General features: G+C 62.7%; 20 protein-coding genes and 1 tRNA gene. 20 read left to right on the top strand and 1 reads right to left on the bottom strand.

The features are described 5' to 3' along the window. Positions 1-1,143 precede the first annotated feature (1,143 nt). Positions 1,144-2,766, top strand: coding sequence for a gamma-glutamyltransferase family protein (locus KW835_RS20475; RefSeq protein WP_218385839.1), 1,623 nt, complete (start codon positions 1,144-1,146; stop codon positions 2,764-2,766). Positions 2,767-2,935: 169 nt separating this feature from the next. Then, positions 2,936-3,865: a DMT family transporter gene (locus KW835_RS20470; protein WP_218385837.1), complete on the top strand. Its 930-nt coding sequence runs from the start codon at positions 2,936-2,938 to the stop codon at positions 3,863-3,865. A 140-nt stretch (positions 3,866-4,005) separates the two neighbouring features. Here the strand turns inward: KW835_RS20470 and KW835_RS20465 are convergent, their stop codons facing one another. Further along, positions 4,006-4,281 (bottom strand): hypothetical protein, encoded by a 276-nt coding sequence (locus KW835_RS20465; protein ID WP_218385835.1) that lies wholly within the window; start codon positions 4,279-4,281, stop codon positions 4,006-4,008. Between the two features lie 264 nt (positions 4,282-4,545). On the opposite strand from KW835_RS20465, the gene rpsO reads away from it, so the two are divergent. From rpsO to nuoL, 18 genes are all read left to right on the top strand, one after another. Further along, positions 4,546-4,812: a 30S ribosomal protein S15 gene (gene rpsO / locus KW835_RS20460; RefSeq protein WP_005793232.1), complete on the top strand. Its 267-nt coding sequence runs from the start codon at positions 4,546-4,548 to the stop codon at positions 4,810-4,812. Between the two features lie 215 nt (positions 4,813-5,027). After that, the gene (pnp, locus tag KW835_RS20455; RefSeq protein WP_218385833.1) at positions 5,028-7,286 is read left to right on the top strand and encodes a polyribonucleotide nucleotidyltransferase; all 2,259 of its coding nucleotides are present in this window, start codon (positions 5,028-5,030) and stop codon (positions 7,284-7,286) included. A gap of 97 nt (positions 7,287-7,383) precedes the next feature. Then, positions 7,384-8,370, top strand: coding sequence for an NAD(P)H-quinone oxidoreductase (locus KW835_RS20450; protein WP_218385832.1), 987 nt, complete (start codon positions 7,384-7,386; stop codon positions 8,368-8,370). Positions 8,371-8,372: 2 nt separating this feature from the next. After that, on the top strand, positions 8,373-9,125 hold the full coding sequence (gene tpiA, locus KW835_RS20445) for a triose-phosphate isomerase (protein WP_218385830.1): 753 nt from the start codon (positions 8,373-8,375) through the stop codon (positions 9,123-9,125). Positions 9,126-9,167: 42 nt separating this feature from the next. Continuing rightward, complete coding sequence (secG, locus tag KW835_RS20440) at positions 9,168-9,545, top strand: preprotein translocase subunit SecG (protein ID WP_218385828.1); 378 nt, start codon at positions 9,168-9,170, stop codon at positions 9,543-9,545. A gap of 114 nt (positions 9,546-9,659) precedes the next feature. Next, positions 9,660-9,744, top strand: a tRNA-Leu gene (locus KW835_RS20435). Positions 9,745-9,818: 74 nt separating this feature from the next. Then, on the top strand, positions 9,819-10,178 hold the full coding sequence (locus KW835_RS20430; RefSeq protein WP_055393226.1) for an NADH-quinone oxidoreductase subunit A: 360 nt from the start codon (positions 9,819-9,821) through the stop codon (positions 10,176-10,178). A gap of 31 nt (positions 10,179-10,209) precedes the next feature. Then, positions 10,210-10,689: an NADH-quinone oxidoreductase subunit B family protein gene (locus KW835_RS20425; RefSeq protein WP_007849129.1), complete on the top strand. Its 480-nt coding sequence runs from the start codon at positions 10,210-10,212 to the stop codon at positions 10,687-10,689. A gap of 10 nt (positions 10,690-10,699) precedes the next feature. After that, positions 10,700-11,308 carry an NADH-quinone oxidoreductase subunit C gene (locus KW835_RS20420; protein WP_218385826.1) on the top strand — a complete coding sequence of 203 codons (609 nt, stop codon included), beginning with the start codon at positions 10,700-10,702 and terminating at the stop codon, positions 11,306-11,308. Positions 11,309-11,334: 26 nt separating this feature from the next. Further along, positions 11,335-12,588 carry an NADH-quinone oxidoreductase subunit D gene (locus KW835_RS20415; RefSeq protein ID WP_218385825.1) on the top strand — a complete coding sequence of 418 codons (1,254 nt, stop codon included), beginning with the start codon at positions 11,335-11,337 and terminating at the stop codon, positions 12,586-12,588. Beyond that, complete coding sequence (gene nuoE, locus KW835_RS20410) at positions 12,585-13,100, top strand: NADH-quinone oxidoreductase subunit NuoE (RefSeq protein WP_218385823.1); 516 nt, start codon at positions 12,585-12,587, stop codon at positions 13,098-13,100. Before KW835_RS20415 ends, nuoE begins: the two co-directional genes overlap by 4 nt. Continuing rightward, the gene (gene nuoF, locus KW835_RS20405; protein ID WP_218385821.1) at positions 13,097-14,452 is read left to right on the top strand and encodes an NADH-quinone oxidoreductase subunit NuoF; all 1,356 of its coding nucleotides are present in this window, start codon (positions 13,097-13,099) and stop codon (positions 14,450-14,452) included. Before nuoE ends, nuoF begins: the two co-directional genes overlap by 4 nt. 14 nt (positions 14,453-14,466) lie before the next feature. Continuing rightward, on the top strand, positions 14,467-16,602 hold the full coding sequence (gene nuoG / locus KW835_RS20400) for an NADH-quinone oxidoreductase subunit NuoG (protein ID WP_218385819.1): 2,136 nt from the start codon (positions 14,467-14,469) through the stop codon (positions 16,600-16,602). Continuing rightward, positions 16,599-17,681 (top strand): NADH-quinone oxidoreductase subunit NuoH, encoded by a 1,083-nt coding sequence (gene nuoH / locus KW835_RS20395; RefSeq protein ID WP_218385817.1) that lies wholly within the window; start codon positions 16,599-16,601, stop codon positions 17,679-17,681. The genes nuoG and nuoH overlap by 4 nt, the downstream gene beginning before the upstream one ends. 14 nt (positions 17,682-17,695) lie before the next feature. Further along, positions 17,696-18,208: an NADH-quinone oxidoreductase subunit NuoI gene (gene nuoI / locus KW835_RS20390; protein ID WP_218385815.1), complete on the top strand. Its 513-nt coding sequence runs from the start codon at positions 17,696-17,698 to the stop codon at positions 18,206-18,208. Between the two features lie 50 nt (positions 18,209-18,258). Continuing rightward, positions 18,259-18,927: an NADH-quinone oxidoreductase subunit J gene (locus tag KW835_RS20385; protein WP_218385813.1), complete on the top strand. Its 669-nt coding sequence runs from the start codon at positions 18,259-18,261 to the stop codon at positions 18,925-18,927. After that, positions 18,924-19,232, top strand: a complete 309-nt coding sequence (gene nuoK / locus KW835_RS20380; protein WP_005793248.1) for an NADH-quinone oxidoreductase subunit NuoK — start codon at positions 18,924-18,926, stop codon at positions 19,230-19,232. The genes KW835_RS20385 and nuoK overlap by 4 nt, the downstream gene beginning before the upstream one ends. Positions 19,233-19,263: 31 nt before the next feature. Continuing rightward, a complete protein-coding gene (nuoL, locus tag KW835_RS20375; protein ID WP_218385811.1) occupies positions 19,264-21,315 on the top strand; it encodes an NADH-quinone oxidoreductase subunit L in 2,052 nt (683 codons plus the stop codon). The last annotated feature ends 6 nt before the right edge of the window (positions 21,316-21,321 follow it).

Raw genomic sequence — 21,321 nt, 5'->3', positions numbered from 1 at the left:
AATTTCCATGTGCAAAAGCTAGCCACCCCTGCTTGTGCCAGGTGGGCAAAGAGCTTTTTCCATTTGGCGTTGGACATTAGCCCAATCATTTCTTTCATTGCTCTGCCTAGCTGAACCCAAACACAATCTATCTCGCAGGACCTGCGGGACAAGCTGAACGATAGGAGCTACTTTGGGACACTGATTGCTTCCTGAAACGGCTTGGAGCCCAGATTTGTAAGCGCTGGGCTGCCACCGCATTCCATACAAACATTCCGGCCCCCTCCGAAAAGTTCACGGAGACAAACTATAGCCTGCGAACCTGCAAAGCCGGGGCTCTCGACAGTCACGTTTTCAGCTGCAAGCAGGTGGATACGAATCAATGACTGCTCTGGGGAACGGCGCCCACTTTCGGCTCAGGGCCCTGAGCAGTCCTTTGCAGGCTTGCACTCTTGCACACAGGGCGGGTCAATTGAGCTGACCCGGTATTCATCTGTCGCTGGTTCGCAGCCAGCCAACAGACTACTTCACACTCAGTTCAAACTGGGCTCATTTTCTGCACACGAAAGGCTTCTACTATGCCTTTCATGCCGAAGCTCACGCCGCTATCCCGTGTCCAATCTGCACTGGCTATCCTTGGAGCCGTCGTGTATGCCAATGCCACCCTGTGGGTTGTGCTGAGTGCCAATCTAACAATGGGAATTTATCCTGCAGACGCTGATTCGATAGGCATACCTATCGGGTTCGCGCTAATGGACTCAATGTTGGTCCTGCTTTTTGGGGTCTCGGGGGCCCTGTTGCCCCAACGGCGGATTGGATGGCGCATTGCGAACTACCTATTGCTGGTAGTCGCTGGCTTACTTGGCACTGCGTTAGCCTGCGGTTGGTTCTATCCAAATCACTATCTGGCAGGATCAGCGTTTCTTCTTGTACCCCTGGTGTGCGTGCTGACACTTTGGAAACCATCAAAAACGGCAGATCCCGGGTAGCACAACTTGCCTTCCCTGGCCGGTAGCCGTCATCCTGGTTGTGAGACTTGGCGACCCAGTTCACTCGTGACGGCGGCAAGATTTAGCGCACGGCATGTTGCCACCACGGCTGCGCAAGGCTTTGACAAACTTCGCCATCGAACCCTGGGCAACCGCACCGGCCCATAATGTTCCGATGCCGTTCAGCTACACCCCCTCCTATGCCAGCACCCGCTTGCCGGTATTTGCGCGCAATGTCGTTTCCACCTCGCATCCGCTGGCTGCACAGGCCGGGGTGCGCGTGCTGCAGCAGGGCGGCAATGCGGTCGATGCCGCAGTCGCCGCCGCGGCGGCCATGACGATCTGCGAGCCGGTGAGCAACGGACTGGGCAGCGATGCGTTCTGCATCCTGTGGGATGGCAAGGCGCTGCACGGGCTCAACGCCTCCGGGCGTGCGCCGGCAGCGTGGACGCCGGGGTATTTTCACCAGCGGTATGGTCAGGGGCAGGCCTCGCCGCCGACGCGTGGCATGGATGCCGTCACGGTGCCTGGCGCAGTGAGCGCCTGGGCTGCGCTGTCGGAGCGTTTTGGCAAGCTGCCTTTTGCCGACCTGATGGAGCCGGCCGCCGAGATCGCCGAGCGCGGCTATCTGGTGCCGGTGGTCGTGCAGCAGAAGTGGGCCGCGGCGGTCGATGAGCTTCAGGCCCAGCCGGGCTTCGCGCAGAGCTTCATGCCCCGGGGCCGCGCGCCGCAGGTGGGGGAGCTGTTCCGGTTCAAGGCTGCGGCACGCGCGCTGCGCGCCATCGGGGCCACGCGGGGGCAGGCGTTCTACACGGGCGAGATTGCGCAGGCCCTGGTGGCGTTTTCGCAAGCCCATGGCGGCAGTCATTCTCTGGCCGACCTGGCCGCGCACCGGCCGGAATGGGTGGAGCCGATTGCGTGCAACTACCGGGGCTACACGCTGCACGAGATTCCGCCCAACGGGCAAGGCATCGCGGCCTTGATCGCAATGGGCATCCTCGACCAGTTCGACGTGGGTAGCCTGCCTGTGGACGGCGCGGCTTCTCAGCACTTGCAAATCGAGGCGATGAAGCTCGCCTTCGCCGATGTCTACCGCTACGTGGCCGAGCCATCGTCGATGGAGGTGGCGCCCGCGCAGATGCTCGATGACGCCTACCTTGCATCCCGTGCCAGACTGATCGACATGAACAGGGCGCAGGACTTTGGTGCGGGCAACCCGGTCAGGGGCGGCACGATCTACCTCACAGCGGCGGACGAGGACGGCATGATGGTGAGCTTCATCCAGAGTAACTACATGGGTTTCGGATCGGGCTGCGTGGAGCCCACGTTCGGCATCAGCCTGCAGAACAGGGGCCAGGCCTTCAGCACCGACCCGGGCGGCAAGAACCCGGCGAACCTCGTGGCTCCGGGCAAACGGCCTTTCCACACCATCATCCCCGCCTTTCTCACACAAAACGGCCAGCCCGTGATGAGCTACGGCGTGATGGGCGCCAACATGCAACCCCAGGGACATTTGCAGACCCTGGTGCGCATGGTTGACTACGGCCAGAATCCGCAGGCCGCGTGCGATGCGCCGCGCTGGCGCTTCAATGCGGGTCTGGCGATCAATGTGGAGCCGGACATGCCCGCCGCTACCGTGCAGGGGCTGCGGGACCTGGGCCATATCACGGAGGCCATGCAGGGCTCCTACCAGGACTTCGGGGCCGGCCAGTTCATCTGGCGCATGGGCGACCCCAAGGTGCACGGCTACGTGGCTGCCAGCGATCCCCGGCGCGATGGCCAGGCGGCCGGGTATTGATGAAATGCCCCCTGGGCCGGACTTTCCCTCTCTCTGTGCGCTGCGCGCTAGGGGGGCGGCCTGGCAAAGCCGGTTCCGCGGCTGCCTTGTCCCATGGCGTGCCGGTTCATGGGCGGTGTCGGGCCGTGCTGCCGTGTGGCGCGATGATTAACTGAATATTGAAGAAAAAGTGGCTCCAACCCAATCCACACAAGCGCAAATAGCTACAAAAAATGTAGCGTCTGGCCTTGCGCTTGCCTTGCTGGGCTCGATCGCCTTCAGCGGCAAGGCCATCATCGTGAAGCTGGCGTACCGCCACGGGGTCGATGCGGTCACGCTCATCATGTACCGCATGCTGTTCGCTCTGCCCATCTTCGCCGTGATGGCCTGGTGGGCGAGTCGCGGCAAGCCGCCGTTGACGCGCCAGGACTGGCTCGGTGTGCTGGGTCTGGGCTTCACCGGCTACTACCTGGCAAGTTTTCTGGATTTTGCGGGCCTGGCATACATCAGCGCGAGCCTGGAGCGGCTGATTCTGTATCTCAACCCCACCCTCGTCGTGATGCTGGGCTGGGCGCTTTATGGGCGCAGCATCCGGTGGTCGCAGGCTTTGGCGATGCTCGTCAGCTATTGCGGCGTGGTGCTGGTGTTCGGGCTGGAGGCCAATCTGCAGGGCTCCAATGTGGCCTGGGGTGCGCTGCTGGTGTTCCTCAGTGCGGCAAGCTATGCGATCTACCTGGTGTACAGCGGTGAGATGGTGCGGCGGCTGGGTGCGTTGCGCCTGGTCGGGCTGGCCACCACGGTGGCGTGTCTGCTGTGCCTGGCGCAGTTCGCGGTACTGCGCCCGTGGAGCGCGGCCCTGGTGGCGCCCGAGGTGATCTGGCTGTCGGTGCTCAATGCCACGCTGTGCACGGCGGCGCCGGTGCTGATGGTGATGATGGGCATTGAGCGCATCGGCGCCGGCATGGTCGCCCAGGTGGGCCTGGTCGGTCCGCTGTCCACCATCTTCATGGGCATCTGGATCCTGGGCGAGCCCTTTACGGTCTGGATAGCGGCGGGCACTGTGCTGGTGGTCGCGGGGATTTTCCTTTTTGGGCGCACTGCGCGACAGCCGGGCCATTGAATCCGGCGCACTCGTTGGGCGCGACTTGGCAGAGGCTTGTGCAATGAGGGCTTCGGCTGGTGCCAGCGCAGAGGGCCTTTCCATTCCGGCATATCCCGGCGTCTGACAACGCTGAGGCGCTGAATCAACGCGTGAGCCGCCTACCTGGTGTAGCCGAGGCAGGCGCCGGCGTTGTGCATGCCTTTGCATTCCCGGTAGAGCCGGCGGTCGCGCTCCGCGGTGGTCTCCTCGGACGGGCTTTTCGGGGTGGCTCCGCCAGCCTTGTTGCGGCTGCTTTTTCCGGGCTGTGTCTTGTGCGTTTTGGCGTCGGCAGCACTGGGCGCGAGCATGGTATTGATGAATAGAACGAGGCTTAAAACTCCCAATGTCTTCGAAGCCATGGAGTTTCTGGCAAGCGGGAAATGTGAATGGGTCATGGAAGTACGTTGTTGACCCCCGTTGCTGTGACCTGACACCCGACAGGGGTGGTTTGAACGGGTGGGCTGGATGGTGCACCGGACGGCCCAGTCAAAGATGCTGTTTTTCAGGGGCGAAACACGGAAATAGGGCCATGTTTTCCAGCGGGCTATAATTGCCGGGTTTTGCATGGTGCAAGACGCACGCCGCTGGCCCTTCCAGCTGTCGGCGCAAGTAAAACCACGGCTGGCAGCGTTGCTGCATGCCCAATCCAAGGAAATCCAATGATCGCATCCTCCATCAAGGCCGAAGTAGTCAAGGCCAATGCCCGTGCTGCCAACGACACTGGCAGCCCGGAAGTGCAAGTGGCCCTGTTGACCGCTCGCATCAACGAACTGACCCCTCACTTCAAGACGCACGCCAAGGACCACCACGGTCGCCGCGGCCTGCTGCGCATGGTGAGCCGCCGCCGCAAGCTGCTGGACTACCTGAAGGCCAAGGACGCCGACCGTTACACGGCGCTGATCGCCAAGCTGGGTCTGCGCAAGTAAGCGCATTCGCATGTCAAAACGCCTGGGTTAGCACGCTAGCTCAGGCGTTTTTTACTTCGGAGACGCAAAACAGAGCGAAGCTGTGTCATTCCATTGGTCCTGATGCCCTGGCCGAGGGCGACAGCACCACTGGAATGGCATCGTGTTCTGAATTGCCTCCGGCCCTTGCTGGCTCTGTGCAGCCAGCTACATAAACCGAAGCAAAAGGAGTCATCATGACCATCTTCAACAAAGTGACCAAGTCCTTCCAGTGGGGCGACAAGACCGTCGTCATGGAAACGGGCGAAATCGCGCGCCAGGCCTCCGGCGCCGTGCTGGTGAACATCGACGACACGGTGGTGTTGGCCACGGTGGTCGGCTCCAAGATCGCCAAGGCAGGCCAGGACTTCTTTCCCCTGACGGTCGACTACATCGAGAAGACCTACGCCGCAGGCAAGATTCCTGGCAGCTTCTTCAAGCGCGAAGCCAAGCCCAGCGAACTCGAAACCCTGACCAGCCGCCTGATCGACCGCCCGATCCGCCCGCTGTTCCCGGAAGGTTTCTACAACGACGTGCATGTGGTCATCCACACCGTCTCGCTGAACCCTGAGGTGGATGCTGACATCGCCGCCATGATCGCCGTGAGCGCCGCGCTGTCCATCTCCGGCATCCCGTTCAACGGCCCCATCGGCGCCGCGCGCGTGGGCTACATCAACGGCGAATACGTGCTGAACCCCGGCCAGACCCTGCGCAAGAGCTCGCAGATGGACCTGGTCGTTGCCGGAACTGAGGCCGCCGTGCTGATGGTTGAATCCGAAGCGCAGCAACTGCCTGAAGACATCATGCTGGGCGCCGTGGTGTTCGGTCATGAACAAGGCAAGATCGCGATCAACGCCATTCACGAACTGGTACGCGACGCCGGCAAGCCCGTGTGGGATTGGCAAGCTCCCGCCAAGGACGAGCCCTTCATCGCCAAGGTCGCTGGCCTGGCCGAGGAAAAGCTGCGCGCTGCCTACCAGATCCGCAGCAAGCAAGCCCGCACGCACGCCCTGCGCGAAGCCACCGCCTCCGTGTTCGCGTCGCTCAAGGCCGAAGGCGTGGAATTCGACTCCGTGAAGGTCGAAGGCCTGCTGTTCGACATCGAAGCCAAGATCGTGCGCAGCCAGATCCTGGCCGGCGAGCCCCGCATCGACGGCCGCGACACGCGCACCGTGCGCCCCATCGAAATCCGCAACTCCGTGTTGCCCCGCACGCACGGCTCGGCGCTGTTCACGCGCGGTGAAACCCAGGCGCTGGTGATCTCCACGCTGGGCACGGAACGCGACGCGCAGCGCATCGACGCGCTGGCTGGCGAGTTCGAAGACCGCTTCATGTTCCACTACAACATGCCTCCCTTCGCCACCGGCGAAGTGGGCCGCATGGGCTCCACCAAGCGCCGCGAAATCGGCCATGGCCGCCTGGCCAAGCGCGCCCTGGTCGCCGTGCTGCCGACCAAGGAAGAATTCCCCTACACCATCCGCGTGGTGTCCGAGATCACCGAGTCCAACGGCTCGTCGTCGATGGCTTCCGTCTGCGGCGGCTGCCTGTCCATGATGGACGCTGGCGTGCCCATGAAGGCGCACGTGGCCGGCATCGCGATGGGCCTGATCAAGGAAGACAACCGTTTTGCCGTGCTGACCGACATCCTGGGTGACGAAGATCACCTGGGTGACATGGACTTCAAGGTGGCCGGTACCACCAGCGGCATCACCGCGCTGCAGATGGACATCAAGATCCAGGGCATCACCAAGGAAATCATGCAGGTCGCCCTGGCGCAGGCCAAGGAAGCGCGCATGCACATCCTGGGCAAGATGCAGGACGCCATGGGCGAAGCCAAGACCGAAGTGTCCAACTTCGCGCCCAAGCTCTACACGATGAAGATCAACCCCGAGAAGATCCGTGACGTGATCGGCAAGGGTGGTGCGGTGATCCGCGCGCTGACCGAGGAAACCGGCTGCCAGATCAATATCGAGGAAGACGGCACCATCACCATCGCAGCCACCGATGCGGCGAAGGCCGACGAGGCCAAGAAGCGCATCGAGCAGATCACGGCCGAAGTCGAGATCGGCAAGATCTACGAAGGCCCAGTGACCAAGATCCTGGACTTCGGCGCGCTGATCAACCTGCTGCCCGGCAAGGATGGCCTGCTGCACATCAGCCAGATCGCGCACGAGCGCGTCGAGAAGGTGTCCGACTACCTGACCGAAGGCCAGATCGTGAAGGTCAAGGTCATGGAAACCGACGAAAAGGGACGCATCAAGCTGTCCATGAAGGTGCTGGCTGACCGTCCTGCCGGCGGCAGCGACCGTCCCGCTCCCGCAGAGCGGGGCGATCGTGAGCCGCGCCGCGACCATGGCCGCGATGGTGGCCGCCAGCCGGCGGACCAGCAGCAACAGCAACAACAGCAACAACAATCCCTGCCTTCGGATGGTGCATCCGGGCAGGTGCTGGGCTGATTGATCGATTGCTATTGATTTTGTAGCTGCTGCCGCTTGCCAGTCGGGCGGTGGTGGCCAAAATCATTCACATATCTGCTCTTTGATGAACCGCAACATGCGTGCTGTTGAGATCACCGCTTTCGGCGGACCCGAGGTTTTGCAACTGGGCGAACGGCCGGTGCCGCAGCCTGGCGAAGGCGAGCTGTTGATCCGTGTGGCCGCCAGTGGCATCAACCGCCCGGATGTGCTGCAGCGCATGGGGCATTACGCTCCGCCGCCGGGAACGTCGGATCTGCCGGGCCTGGAGGTTGCTGGCGTGGTGGAGTCGGGTGATGCTGCAGCCATGGCGGCAGCGGGCATCCGGGTGGGTGACCGTGTGTGCGCCCTGGTGGCCGGGGGCGGGTATGCGCAGTGGTGCGTGGCGCCCGTGGTGCAGTGCCTGCCGGTGCCGGAGGGCTTCAGCGACGTCGAGGCGGCCTCGCTGCCCGAGACCTTCTTCACCGTCTGGAGCAATGTTTTCGACAGGGGGCGTCTGCAGCCAGGCGAAAGCCTGCTGGTGCAGGGCGGCACCAGTGGCATTGGCGTGACGGCGGTGCAACTGGCGCGCGCGTTGGGCGCCACGGTGATTGCCACCGCGGGCAGCGATGCGAAATGCGCGGCCTGCCTCGAGTTGGGTGCCCACCATGCCATCAACTACAAGTCGCAAGACTTCGTGGTCGAAGCCAAGCGCATCACTGGCGGCAAGGGTGTGGACGTGGTGCTCGACATGGTGGCGGGCGACTATGTGGCCCGCGAGGTGGAATGTCTGGCGGAGGATGGCCGTATCGTCATCATCGCCGTGCAGGGTGGAGTGAAGGGTGACTTCAATGCGGGGCTTGTCCTGCGCCGACGGCTCACCATCACCGGCTCCACGCTGCGACCCCGCCCCGTGGCATTCAAGGGTGCCATTGCCCGCGCACTGCGTGAGCATGTGTGGCCCTTGCTGTCCGAAGGGGCGGTGCGGCCTGTCATCCACAGCACCTTCGAAGCGGCGCGTGCGGCCGATGCGCATGCGTTGATGGAGTCGAACCAGCACATTGGCAAGATCGTTTTGACGTGGTGATCATGAACAGCAAGAAGAAACTCATTGCCGGCAATTGGAAGATGAATGGCGGCCTGGCTGCCAACGAGGCCCTGCTCAAGGCCATCATCGCCGGCCTTGGTGATGGCGCTGCCTGCGATGTGGCGGTGGCCGTGCCGGCGCCTTACCTGGCGCAGGTGCAGTCGCTCACTTTCGGGTCGGCGGTGGCTGTTGCGTCGCAGGATGTGTCGCAGCACGAGGCAGGCGCGTTCACCGGCGAGATGTCGGTGGCGATGCTCAAGGACTTTGGTGTGCGGTATGCCCTGGTGGGGCATTCCGAGCGGCGTCAGTACCACGGGGAGAGCGATGTGGTGGTGGCGGAGAAAGCCCAGCGGGCACTGGCGGCAGGGCTGACGCCCATCATCTGTGTGGGTGAAACCCTGCAGGAGCGAGAAGCCGGCCAGACGGAAGCCGTGGTCAAGCGCCAGCTGGCTGCCGTGATCCATCTGAACGGCCATTGCATCAGCGAAGTGGTGGTCGCCTACGAACCCGTGTGGGCGATCGGCACCGGGCGCACGGCCTCGCCGGAGCAGGCGCAGGCTGTGCATGCGGTGCTGCGGGCCCAGCTGTCTGCTGCCAGCGAGCATGCGGACCGCATCCGCCTGCTGTACGGCGGCAGCATGAATGCAGCCAATGCCGCGCAGTTGCTGGCGCAGCCTGACATCGACGGCGGCCTTGTCGGCGGCGCGTCCTTGAAGGCCCCCGACTTTCTACAAATCATCGCTGCCGCCCGTTGAGGTGGTGGCCCAAGAAGCTATTCAATCAGGAGTGAACTAAGAATGAACGTGATCGTGAATGTGGTGTTGGCCGTGCAGATGCTGTCGGCGCTGGGGATGATCGGCCTGGTCCTTGTCCAGCATGGCAAGGGTGCGGACATGGGTGCTGCGTTCGGCAGCGGTAGCTCAGGCAGCCTGTTCGGTGCGAGCGGCAGTGCCAATTTCCTGTCGCGCAGCACGGCAGTCCTCGCGGCTGTGTTTTTCGTGGCGACCCTGGCGCTGGCCTACTTCGGCAACTCGCGCCCTGCAGGCGCGGGCAGCGTGCTGGAGACGCCAGCTGCCGCAGTTCCTGCCGGCTCGGCGCCAGCCGCATCGGCACCTGCCGCGCCCGCGGCGCCCGTCGTGCCAGCCTCTGGCGCTGCGCAGATTCCGACCAAATAATCTGCACAAAATTGGTTCGGCAAAGCCGAACCAGGGTTTTTCCGGAGTAGAATTCTCGATTGTCTGGAAAGCCAAAACCGCAAGGTTCCTCATGCCATCCAGATGCACACATCAGCCGTCGTGGTGAAATTGGTAGACACGCTATCTTGAGGGGGTAGTGGCGAAAGCTGTGCGAGTTCGAGTCTCGCCGACGGCACCAAAACAAAGGCCTCCCCGCATGACCCGCCCTGGGTTGTGTCGGGCCAGGCTCACAGCGGTGAGCACATCCACAAGATGAACCTCGATCAGTACCTCCCCGTCCTCTTGTTCATCTTGGTTGGCATCGCTGTCGGCGTTGTCCCCCTGGTGCTAGGCTACATACTGGGCCCCAATCGCCCGGATGCCGCAAAAAACTCTCCCTACGAATGCGGCTTTGAAGCCTTCGAGGACGCGCGCATGAAGTTTGATGTGCGCTACTACCTCGTGGCCATTCTGTTCATTCTGTTCGATCTCGAAATCGCCTTTCTCTTCCCGTGGGCCGTCACCCTGCATGAGGTGGGTATTGCAGGCTTCGTGGCGGTTGTGATTTTCCTGGCCATCCTGGTCGTGGGCTTTGCCTACGAGTGGAAAAAGGGCGCGCTGGATTGGGAATGAGCTGGCTTTTGCAGCAAGCAAGGATGATGCAATGATTGAAGGCGTGATGAAGGAAGGCTTCATCACCACGAGCTATGACTCCGTGGTGAATTGGGCCAAGACGGGTTCCCTGTGGCCCATGACGTTCGGCCTGGCCTGCTGTGCGGTGGAGATGATGCACGCCGCGGCAGCGCGCTATGACATTGGCCGCTTCGGCGCCGAAGTGTTCCGCGCCAGTCCCCGCCAGTCCGACCTCATGATCGTTGCTGGCACGCTGTGCAACAAGATGGCTCCGGCTCTGCGCAAGGTGTATGACCAGATGTCCGAGCCCCGCTGGGTGCTCTCCATGGGGTCTTGCGCCAACGGCGGCGGCTACTACCACTACAGCTATTCCGTCGTGCGCGGATGCGACCGCATCGTGCCTGTGGACGTCTACGTGCCTGGCTGCCCGCCCACGGCAGAAGCGCTGATCTACGGGATCATCCAGCTGCAGCAGAAGATCCGCCGCACCAACACCATTGCTCGCGTCTGAAGGGTTGATGATGACTGCTGTTGCCATTCGCCCTGAAAAGCTCAAGGACCAAATCGCCGCGGCGCTGGGCGCCAAGGTGCGCCAGATCTCGGTGGCCCTGGACGAGGTGACCGTGGTGGTCGCCGCTGCCGATTACCTCGATGCGATGCGCACTTTGCGCGATGCAGAAGGCTGCCGCTTCGAGCAACTGGTGGACTTGTGTGGGGTGGACTACTCCTCCTACGGTGACCAGGTGCACGAAGGTGCACGCTACTGCGTGGTGTCCCACCTGTTGTCCGTCAGCCTGAACCAGCGCGTGCGCGTAAAGGTGTTCTGCCCGGACGACGACTTTCCCGTCGTGGCGTCGGTGTCCGACCTCTGGAATTCCGCCAACTGGTATGAGCGCGAGGCGTTTGATCTTTTCGGCATCGTGTTCGACGGCCACAACGATCTGCGCCGCATACTGACGGACTACGGCTTCATAGGCCATCCGTTCCGCAAGGACTTCCCGCTCTCGGGCCATGTCGAGATGCGTTACGACGCCGAGCAACGCCGCGTTGTCTACGAGCCCGTCTCGATCGAGCCGCGCGAGATCACGCCGCGCATCATCCGCGAAGACAAGTACGGAGGCCTGCACTAAGGCGTCCGCGCCTCACGTGATCCATCATGGCTGAAATCAAGAACTATTCCCTGAACTTTGGTCCGCAGCACCCCGCAGCGCACGGCGTGCTGCGCCTGGTGCTCGAGCTCGACGGCGAGGTCGTGCAACGCGCCGACCCGCACATCGGCCTGCTGCACCGCGCCACCGAAAAGCTGGCCGAGCACAAGACCTACATCCAGTCGCTGCCCTACATGGACCGTCTGGACTACGTCTCGATGATGTGCAACGAGCACGCCTACTGCCTTGCCATCGAAAAACTGCTGGGCCTGGAAGTGCCCATGCGCGCGCAGTACATCCGCGTGATGTTCTCCGAAATCACGCGCCTGCTGAACCACCTGATGTGGCTCGGTTCGCACGGCAACGATTGCGGCAGCTCCACCATCCTGATCTACACCTTCCGCGAGCGTGAAGACCTGTTCGACATGTACGAGGCCGTCTCCGGCGCGCGCATGCACGCGGCGTACTTCCGTCCGGGCGGCGTGTACCGCGACCTGCCGGACGCCATGCCGCAGTACAAGGTCAGCAAGATCAAGAACGCCAAGGCCCTCGAGGCCATGAACAAGAACCGCCAGGGTTCATTGCTCGACTTCATCGACGATTTCACCCAGCGCTTCCCTGGCTGCGTGGACGAGTACGAAACCCTGCTCACCGACAACCGCATCTGGAAGCAGCGCACCGTCGGCATCGGCGTGGTACCGCCCGAGCGCGCGCTCAACCTGGGCATGACCGGCCCCATGATTCGCGGCTCCGGCATTGCCTGGGACTTGCGCAAAACCCAGCCCTATGACGTCTATGACCGCATGGACTTCGACGTGCCGGTGGGCAAGACGGGCGATTGTTACGACCGCTACCTGGTGCGCGTGCAGGAAATGCGCGAGTCCAACCGCATCATCAAGCAGTGCGTGGACTGGCTGCGCGCCAACCCTGGTCCCGTGATCACCGACAACCACAAGGTGGCTGCGCCGGCACGCGAATCCATGAAGTCCAACATGGAAGAGCTGATCCACCACTTCAAGCTGTTCACCGAAGGCTTCCATGTGCCCGAAGGCGAAGCCTACGCGGCCGTCGAGCACCCCAAGGGCGAGTTCGGCATCTACCTCGTGAGCGATGGCGCCAACAAGCCTTACCGCCTGAAGATCCGCGCGCCGGGCTTCGCGCACCTGGCGACGCTGGACGAAATGGCCCGCGGCCACATGATCGCCGACGCCGTGGCCATCATCGGCACCATGGATATCGTGTTCGGGGAGATCGACCGATGAGCAGCACCAGCACCAATACCAAGATCACCGACGCCACGCTCGCCCGCTTTGCGCGCGAAGTGGCCAAGTACCCCCCTGAGCAAGCGCAGTCCGCCGTGATGGCCTGCCTGTCCATCGTGCAGCAGGAGCAGGGCTGGGTCAGTGTCGAGAGCGAGGCCGTGATCGCCGACTACCTGGGCATGGCCCAGATCGCGGTGCACGAAGTCACCACGTTCTACAACATGTACAACCAGCAGCCGACGGGCAAGTACAAGCTCAACGTCTGCACCAACCTGCCTTGCCAGCTGCGCGACGGCCAGAAGGCGTTGCACCACCTCGAGAAGAAGCTCGGCGTGACCATGGGCGAGACCACGCCGGACGGCCTGTTCACCCTGCAGCAATGCGAATGCCTGGGTGCATGCGCCGACGCGCCCGTGATGCTGGTGAACGACCGCACCATGTGCAGCTTCATGGACAACGACAAGCTCGACCAGCTCGTCGATGGCCTCAAGGCAGCGGAAGGGCAAGCATGACCACCGCAGCACAAATCCTCTCTCAGTTCCAGGCCACCGGCGTCCAGACCTGCTTCCATGAACGCCACATCAACCCGCAGATCTACGCGGGTCTGGATGGCACGAACTGGAGCATCAAGGACTACGAAGCACGTGGCGGCTACGCCGCACTGCGCAAGATCCTGGGCACTGACGGCGGCGAACCACTGACGCAGGATCAGGTCATCGCCACCGTCAAGGAATCGGGCCTGCGCGGCCGCGGCGGCGCGGGCTTTCCCACCGGACTCAAGTGGAGCTTCATGCCCCGCTCGTTCCCCGGCCAGAAGTACCTGGTGTGCAACTCCGACGAGGGCGAGCCGGGCACCTGCAAGGACCGAGACATCCTGCAGTTCAACCCGCACATCGTCATCGAAGGCATGATCATCGCGGCCTACGCGATGGGCATTTCCGTGGGCTACAACTACATCCACGGAGAGATCTTCCAGACCTACGACCGCTTCGAGGAAGCGCTCGAAGAAGCACGCGCGGCGGGCTATCTGGGCGACAAGATCCTGGGCAGCAACTTCAGCTTCCAGCTGCATGCTGCGCATGGTTTCGGCGCCTATATCTGCGGTGAAGAGACCGCACTGCTCGAATCGCTGGAAGGCAAGAAGGGCCAGCCACGTTTCAAGCCCCCATTTCCGGCCAGCTTCGGTCTGTACGGCAAGCCCACCACCATCAACAACACCGAGACCTTCGCGGCCGTGCCGTGGATCATCCGCAATGGTGGTGCGGCGTATCTTGAGTGCGGCAAGCCCAACAACGGCGGCACCAAGATCTTCTCGGTCTCGGGCGATGTGGAAAAGCCCGGCAACTACGAAGTGCCCCTGGGCACACCCTTTGCCAAGCTGCTCGAGCTCGCCGGTGGCGTGCGCAAGGGCCGCCAGCTCAAGGCCGTGATCCCCGGCGGTTCGTCCGCCCCGGTGCTGCCTGCGTCCATCATCATGGAATGCACGATGGACTACGACTCCATCGCCAAGGCCGGCTCCATGCTGGGTTCGGGCGCCGTCATCGTGATGGACGATTCCCGCAGCATGGTCGAAAGCCTGCTGCGCCTGTCGTACTTCTACTCGCACGAATCCTGCGGCCAGTGCACGCCCTGCCGCGAAGGCACGGGCTGGATGTGGCGCGTGATCGACCGCATCCAGCACAACCAGGGCCGCACGGGCGACCTGGACCTGCTCAATTCGGTGGCAGACAACATCCAGGGCCGCACGATTTGCGCGCTGGGCGACGCTGCCGCGATGCCGGTGCGCGCCATGATCAAGCATTTCCGTCCCGAGTTTGAAGCACTGATCCGGAACAGCGCCTCCCAGGCCGCGACCTCCGCCTGATCGCGAGAAGACATATGGTTGAAATTGAACTGGACGGTCAGAAAGTGGAAGTCGCCGAAGGCTGCATGGTGATGCATGCAGCCGAAAAGGCGGGTACCTACATTCCGCATTTCTGCTACCACAAGAAACTCTCGATCGCCGCCAACTGCCGCATGTGCCTGGTGGACGTCGAGAAGGCTCCCAAGCCCATGCCCGCCTGCGCCACGCCCGTGACGCAAGGCATGATCGTGCGCACCAAGAGCGACAAGGCCATCAAGGCCCAGCAGTCGGTCATGGAATTCCTGCTGATCAACCACCCGCTGGATTGCCCCATCTGCGACCAGGGTGGCGAGTGCCAGCTCCAGGATCTGGCCGTGGGCTACGGCGGCTCTTCCTCGCGCTACGAGGAGGAGAAGCGCGTGGTGCCCGTCAAGGACGTGGGTCCGCTGATTTCCATGCAGGAGATGAGCCGTTGCATCCATTGCACCCGCTGCGTGCGCTTCGGCCAGGAAGTGGCCGGTGTGATGGAGCTGGGCATGATCCACCGGGGCGAGCACTCCGAGATCACCACCGTGGTGGGCGACACGATCGACTCCGAGCTGTCGGGCAACATGATCGACATTTGCCCTGTAGGTGCCCTGACCAGCAAGCCGTTCCGCTACAGCGCCCGTACCTGGGAACTGTCGCGCCGCCGCTCCGTCAGCCCGCACGACTCCACCGGCTCGAACCTGATTGTCCAGGTCAAGAACCACAAGGTCATGCGCGTCGTTCCGCTCGAGAACGAAGCCGTGAACGAATGCTGGATCGCCGACCGCGACCGCTTCTCGTACGAATCGCTCAACAGCGACGACCGCCTGACCCAGCCCATGCTCAAGCAGGGCGGGGTGTGGAAGCAAGTCGACTGGCAGACGGCGCTGGAGTACGTGGCCAACGGCCTCAAGAACATCAAGAACGACCACGGCGCCAACAGCATCGGCGCCTTGGTGAGCCCGCACAGCACCGTGGAAGAGCTGTACCTTGCCAGCGCCCTGGTGCGCGGCATCGGCAGCGACAACATCGACTACCGCCTGCGCAACGCCCAATTCGCTGCCCCTGAAGGCATCCGCTGGCTCGGCACATCGATCGCTTCGCTGTCCACGCTGCAGCGCGTTCTGGTCGTGGGTTCCAACCTGCGCAAGGACCATCCGCTGTTCGCGCAGCGCATCCGCCAAGCCGCGCGCCATGGCGGCCAGGTCAGCGCCATCGCGGCCGTGGCCTACGACTGGGCCATGCCCGTGCAATCGTTCGTCGCGCAGGATGCGAGCGAATGGCTGCACACGCTGGGGGGCATCGCTGCAGCCATCGCCCAGGAAAAGGGCGTAGCCGCTCCGCAAGGCGCCACTGCAGCCACTGAAGCGACCCAGACCATCGCCAGCTCGCTGCTCGGCGGCGAACGCAAGGCCGTGCTGCTGGGCAATGCTGCCGCGCACCACGCGCAGGCGACGCAACTCCTGGCGCTGGCCAACTGGATCGGCGAGAACACGGGAGCTTCCGTGGGCTACCTGACGGAAGCCGCCAATACGGTGGGTGCGCAGTTTGCGGGTGCTCATCCTGTCAACGGTGGTTTGAATGCGGGCCAGATGCTCTCCGGTGGTCTGAAAGCGGCTGTGCTGCTCAACACCGAGCCGGTATATGACTCGGCTGCCGGTGCCAGCGCCGCTGCTGCGCTGTCTGGTGCTGACATGGTGGTGACCATGAGCCCCTTCAAGGCCAACATGGAGTTCAGTGACGTTCTGTTGCCAATTGCTCCATTCACCGAAACATCGGGCAGCTTCATCAATGCCGAAGGCCGCCTGCAGAGCTTCCACGCAGTCGTGCGCCCGCTCGGAGATACGCGTCCTGCATGGAAGGTGCTGCGTGTGCTGGCCAATCTGCTGGGCGTGCCAGGTTTCGACTTCGAGGCTTCGCAGGACGTGCTGGCCCGCGCCACCAACGCTGCTGCCGGCACGGTCACGCAGGTGCCCGCAGCCCAGTTGTCGAACGCGGTGACGGCGGCCGTGCCTGCTACCGAGGCTGCAAGCGCTGAGCCCGTGGTCGCGTCCATCTATCAACTCGACGGCCTCGTGCGCCGTTCCACGTCGCTGCAGCTCACCGCTGACGCGCGCCTGGCACGTGAAGGAGCGGCCGCATGATCGACGCGATCTACAACGCGGGTCTGAACCTGCTGTCCTTCGGCTGGTGGACGGGCGTCGTCTGGCCCGTGCTCTGGGTGCTGATCAAGATCGTCTGCATCCTGGCACCCCTGATGGGTGCCGTGGCCTACCTCACGCTGTGGGAGCGCAAGCTGCTCGGCTTCATGCAGGTGCGCCACGGCCCGAACCGCGTGGGCCCCATGGGCCTGCTGCAGCCCATCGCCGATGCGCTCAAGCTGCTGACCAAGGAAATCATCCAGCCCACCGCCGCCAGCAAGGGCCTGTTCGTGCTCGGACCTGTCATGGCCATCATGCCGGCCCTGGCCGCGTGGGTGGCGATTCCCTTCGGCCCTGATGTGGCTTTGGCCAACGTCAACGCCGGCCTGCTGCTGGTGATGGCCATCACCTCCATCGAGGTGTACGGCGTGATCATCGCCGGCTGGGCATCGAACTCCAAGTACGCGTTCCTGGGTGCGCTGCGTGCCTCGGCCCAGATGGTGAGCTATGAAATCGCGATGGGTTTCTGCTTCCTCGTGGTGATCATGGTCTCCAACAGCATGAACCTGACCGAGATCGTCATGTCCCAAAGCCGCGGCATGGCGGCCGAGAAGGGCCTGACCTTCCTGTCGTGGAACTGGCTGCCGCTGTTGCCGATATTCCTGGTGTATCTGATATCCGGCGTGGCCGAAACCAACCGCCACCCCTTCGACGTGGTCGAAGGCGAAGCCGAGATCGTGGCCGGCCACATGGTCGAGTACTCGGGCATGGGTTTTGCGATCTTCTTCCTGGCCGAATACGCCAGCATGTGGCTCGTGTCCATCCTGGCCGCTCTGATGTTCCTGGGCGGCTGGTTGTCGCCCATCGACAGCGTGCTGTTCAACTGGATTCCGGGGTGGATCTGGCTGGGCCTCAAGACCTTCCTGGTGGTGTCCATGTTCATCTGGATCCGCGCCACCTTCCCGCGCTTCCGCTATGACCAGATCATGCGTCTGGGCTGGAAGATCTTCATCCCGGTGACGCTGGTCTATCTGCTCTTCGTGGGCGGGTGGCTGCTCTCGCCCTGGAACATCTGGAAATAAGCGGGGACACACAAATGACTGCCGTTGTTGCTGCTGCACCTTTCTCTATCAAAGACTTCCTCAAGAGCTTCATGCTCGTGGAACTGGTCAAGGGCATGGCCCTGACCGGCCGGTACGCCTTCCGCCGCAAGGTGACTGTCCAGTTTCCGGAAGAAAAAACACCTCTGTCGCCCCGTTTCCGCGGTCTGCATGCACTGCGCCGCTATGAAAACGGTGAAGAGCGCTGCATTGCCTGCAAGCTGTGCGAGGCCGTATGCCCCGCCATGGCCATCACCATCGAATCGGATGTGCGCGCCGATGGCTCGCGCCGCACCACGCGCTACGACATCGACCTGACCAAGTGCATCTTCTGCGGCTTCTGCGAAGAAAGCTGCCCGGTTGATTCCATCGTCGAGACACACATCCTGGAATACCACGGCGAAAAGCGTGGTGACCTGTACTTCACGAAAGACATGCTCCTGGCCGTGGGTGACCGGTACGAAGGCGAAATCGCGGCAGCCAAGGCTGCGGACGCGAAGTACCGCTGAGCGGTGCCGAGCGCGGCCTCTTTGCCAGACTTTCTATAAAGACCCGATTCATGGACGCCAAGACTGGTTTCTTCTATCTCTTCTCGGTGGTGCTGCTGTTCGCGGCCTTCCGGGTGATCACCGCCCGCAATCCTGTGCACGCGGTGCTGTACCTCATCCTTGCGTTCTCGCAGGCTGCGGCCGTGTGGCTGCTGCTCAAGGCCGAGTTCCTGGCCATCGCGCTGGTGCTGGTGTACCTGGGCGCGGTCATGGTGCTGTTCCTGTTCGTCGTGATGATGCTGGACATCCATATCGACACCGTGCGCAAGGGGTTCTGGAAGCACTTCCCGCTGGCGGCCTTCGTGGGCGCGCTGATCGCCCTGGAGATGGCTGCCGTGCTCATGAGCGGTTTCCGCGGCATGGACGAGCCCAAGGCCGTCGCTGCCACGGTGGACGCCGCTGGCCAGGTGGTGCAGTACTCCAACACCAAGGCACTGGGCAAGCTGCTCTACACCGAGTATCTGTACCCGGTCGAGATCGCGGCTGTCATTCTCCTGGTGGCGATGATCGCCGCCATTGCACTGACCCTGCGCCAGCGCAAGGACAGCAAGGCCATCAATCCGTCGCAGCAGATCCGCGTGCGCGCTGGTGACCGCCTGGAAGTGGTCAAGGTTGCAGCCACCCAGAAGGCAGCGCCCGAGGCGCCTGCCGAGCCTGCCGCCGAGGAGAAAAAAGCATGACATTGACTTTGGGCCATTTCCTCTCGCTGGGCGCGATGCTGTTCGCGCTGGCCGTGATCGGCATCTTCCTGAACCGCAAGAACCTGATCGTGCTGCTGATGGCGATCGAGCTGATGCTGCTGGCGGTCAACATGAACTTCGTGGCGTTTTCGCACTACCTGGGTGATATGCACGGACAGGTGTTCGTGTTCTTCATCCTGACCGTGGCAGCTGCCGAGTCGGCCATTGGCCTGGCCATCCTGGTGCTCCTGTTCCGCAACAAGTCCAGCATCAACGCGGAAGACCTCAACACCCTCAAGGGTTGATGGGTCACCAGCATTCCCAAGGTTCTCAAGAATGAGTCAAACCCTCTCTGCTTCAACGCTCCTGGCCGTGCCGCTGGCCCCGCTGGCGGGCGCCGTGCTGGCCGGCATATTCGGCACGACCTTCGGTGGCAACTGGATCGGCCGCCGCCTCTCGCACACCCTGACCATCCTGGGCGTGCTCGTCGCTTTCATTCTGTCCGCTATGACGCTCAAGAGCGTGGCGCTGGATGGTGCGCGCTTCAACGAGACGCTCTACACCTGGATGGTGGTGGGCGGCCTGAAGATGGAAGTGGGCTTCCTGATCGACAGCCTCACCGCGATGATGATGGTGGTGGTGACCTTCGTGTCGCTGATGGTGCACATCTACACCATCGGCTACATGGAAGAGGATGACGGCTACAACCGCTTCTTCGCCTACATCTCGCTGTTCACGTTCTCCATGCTCATGCTGGTCATGAGCAACAACCTGCTGCAGCTGTTCTTCGGCTGGGAAGCCGTGGGCCTCGTGTCCTACCTGCTGATCGGTTTCTGGTTCAACAAGCCCACGGCGATTTTCGCCAACATGAAAGCCTTCCTGGTCAACCGCGTGGGCGACTTCGGCTTCATCCTGGGCATCGGTTTGATCGCAGCCTATACCGGCACGTTGAACTACAGCGAGATCTTCGCCAAGGCCGGCGAGCTGGGTGGCCTGCCTTTCCCCGGCACCGACTGGATGCTGATCACCGTGATCTGTATCTGCCTGTTCATCGGCGCCATGGGTAAGTCTGCACAGTTCCCGCTGCACGTGTGGCTGCCCGACTCGATGGAAGGCCCGACCCCCATCTCGGCGCTGATCCACGCGGCCACCATGGTGACCGCCGGCATCTTCATGGTGTCGCGCATGTCGCCGCTGTTCGAGTTGTCGGACACCGCGCTCAATTTCATCCTGATCATCGGCTCCATCACCGCGCTGTTCATGGGCTTCCTGGGCATCATCCAGAACGACATCAAGCGGGTGGTGGCGTATTCCACGCTGTCGCAGCTGGGCTACATGACCGTGGCCCTGGGCGCTTCGGCCTATTCGGTCGCCGTGTTCCACCTGATGACCCACGCGTTCTTCAAGGCGCTGCTGTTCCTGGGTGCCGGCTCGGTCATCATGGGCATGCACCACAACCAGGACATCCGCTGGATGGGCGGCGTGCGCAAGTACATGCCCATCACCTGGATCACCTCGCTGCTGGGCTCGCTCGCACTGATCGGCACGCCCCTGTTCTCGGGTTTCTATTCCAAGGACAGCATCATCGAGGCCGTGCACTTCAGCCACCTGCCGGCGGCGCACTTCGCGCACTTTGCGGTGCTCGCCGGCGTGTTCATCACGGCGTTCTATTCGTTCCGCATGTACTTCCTTGTCTTTCACGGCAAGGAGCGCTTCGACCAGAACCCGGACGCGCACCACGATGCGCACCACGACGACCACCATGGCCACGGCCATGACGACCACCACGAGCCGCACGAATCCCCCTGGGTCGTGACCGTGCCACTGGTCTTGCTGGCCATTCCGTCGGTGGTGGTGGGCTTCATGTTCATCCAGCCCATGCTGTTCGGCGACTTCTTCAAGGACGTGATCTTTGTCGACGCCGCCAAGCACCCCGCGATGTCCAAGCTGGCCGAAATCTTCCACGGCCCCGTCGCCATGGCCGTGCATGGCCTGCAGACGGCGCCTTTCTGGCTGGCAGCGGCCGGCGTGGCTCTGTCGTACTACATGTACATGGTCAACCCTGCATTGCCTGCTGCGATCAAGCGCATCTGCATGCCCATCTACACGCTGTTCGAGAACAAGTACTACCTGGACTGGATCAACGAGAACATCCTGGCGCGCGGCGCGCGCGCCCTGGGCGTGGGCCTGTGGAAGGTGGGCGATCAGGCCATCATCGACGGTGCGCTGGTGAACGGTTCTTGGAAGGTCGTGCGCGGTGTTTCCGGCGTGGTGCGCTGGATGCAATCCGGCTTCATCTTCCACTACGCGCTGGTGATGATCCTGGGTGTCTTCGCGCTGATGACCTGGTTCGTCTGGGGCGACGCTTTCTTGCAGCTCATCAAATAAGGAAAA

Source organism: Acidovorax sp. sic0104 (assembly GCF_019219095.1).
In the GTDB taxonomy this organism is placed as follows: Bacteria; Pseudomonadota; Gammaproteobacteria; order Burkholderiales; family Burkholderiaceae_C; genus Acidovorax.
This window is presented reverse-complemented; position numbering and strand designations above follow the sequence as displayed.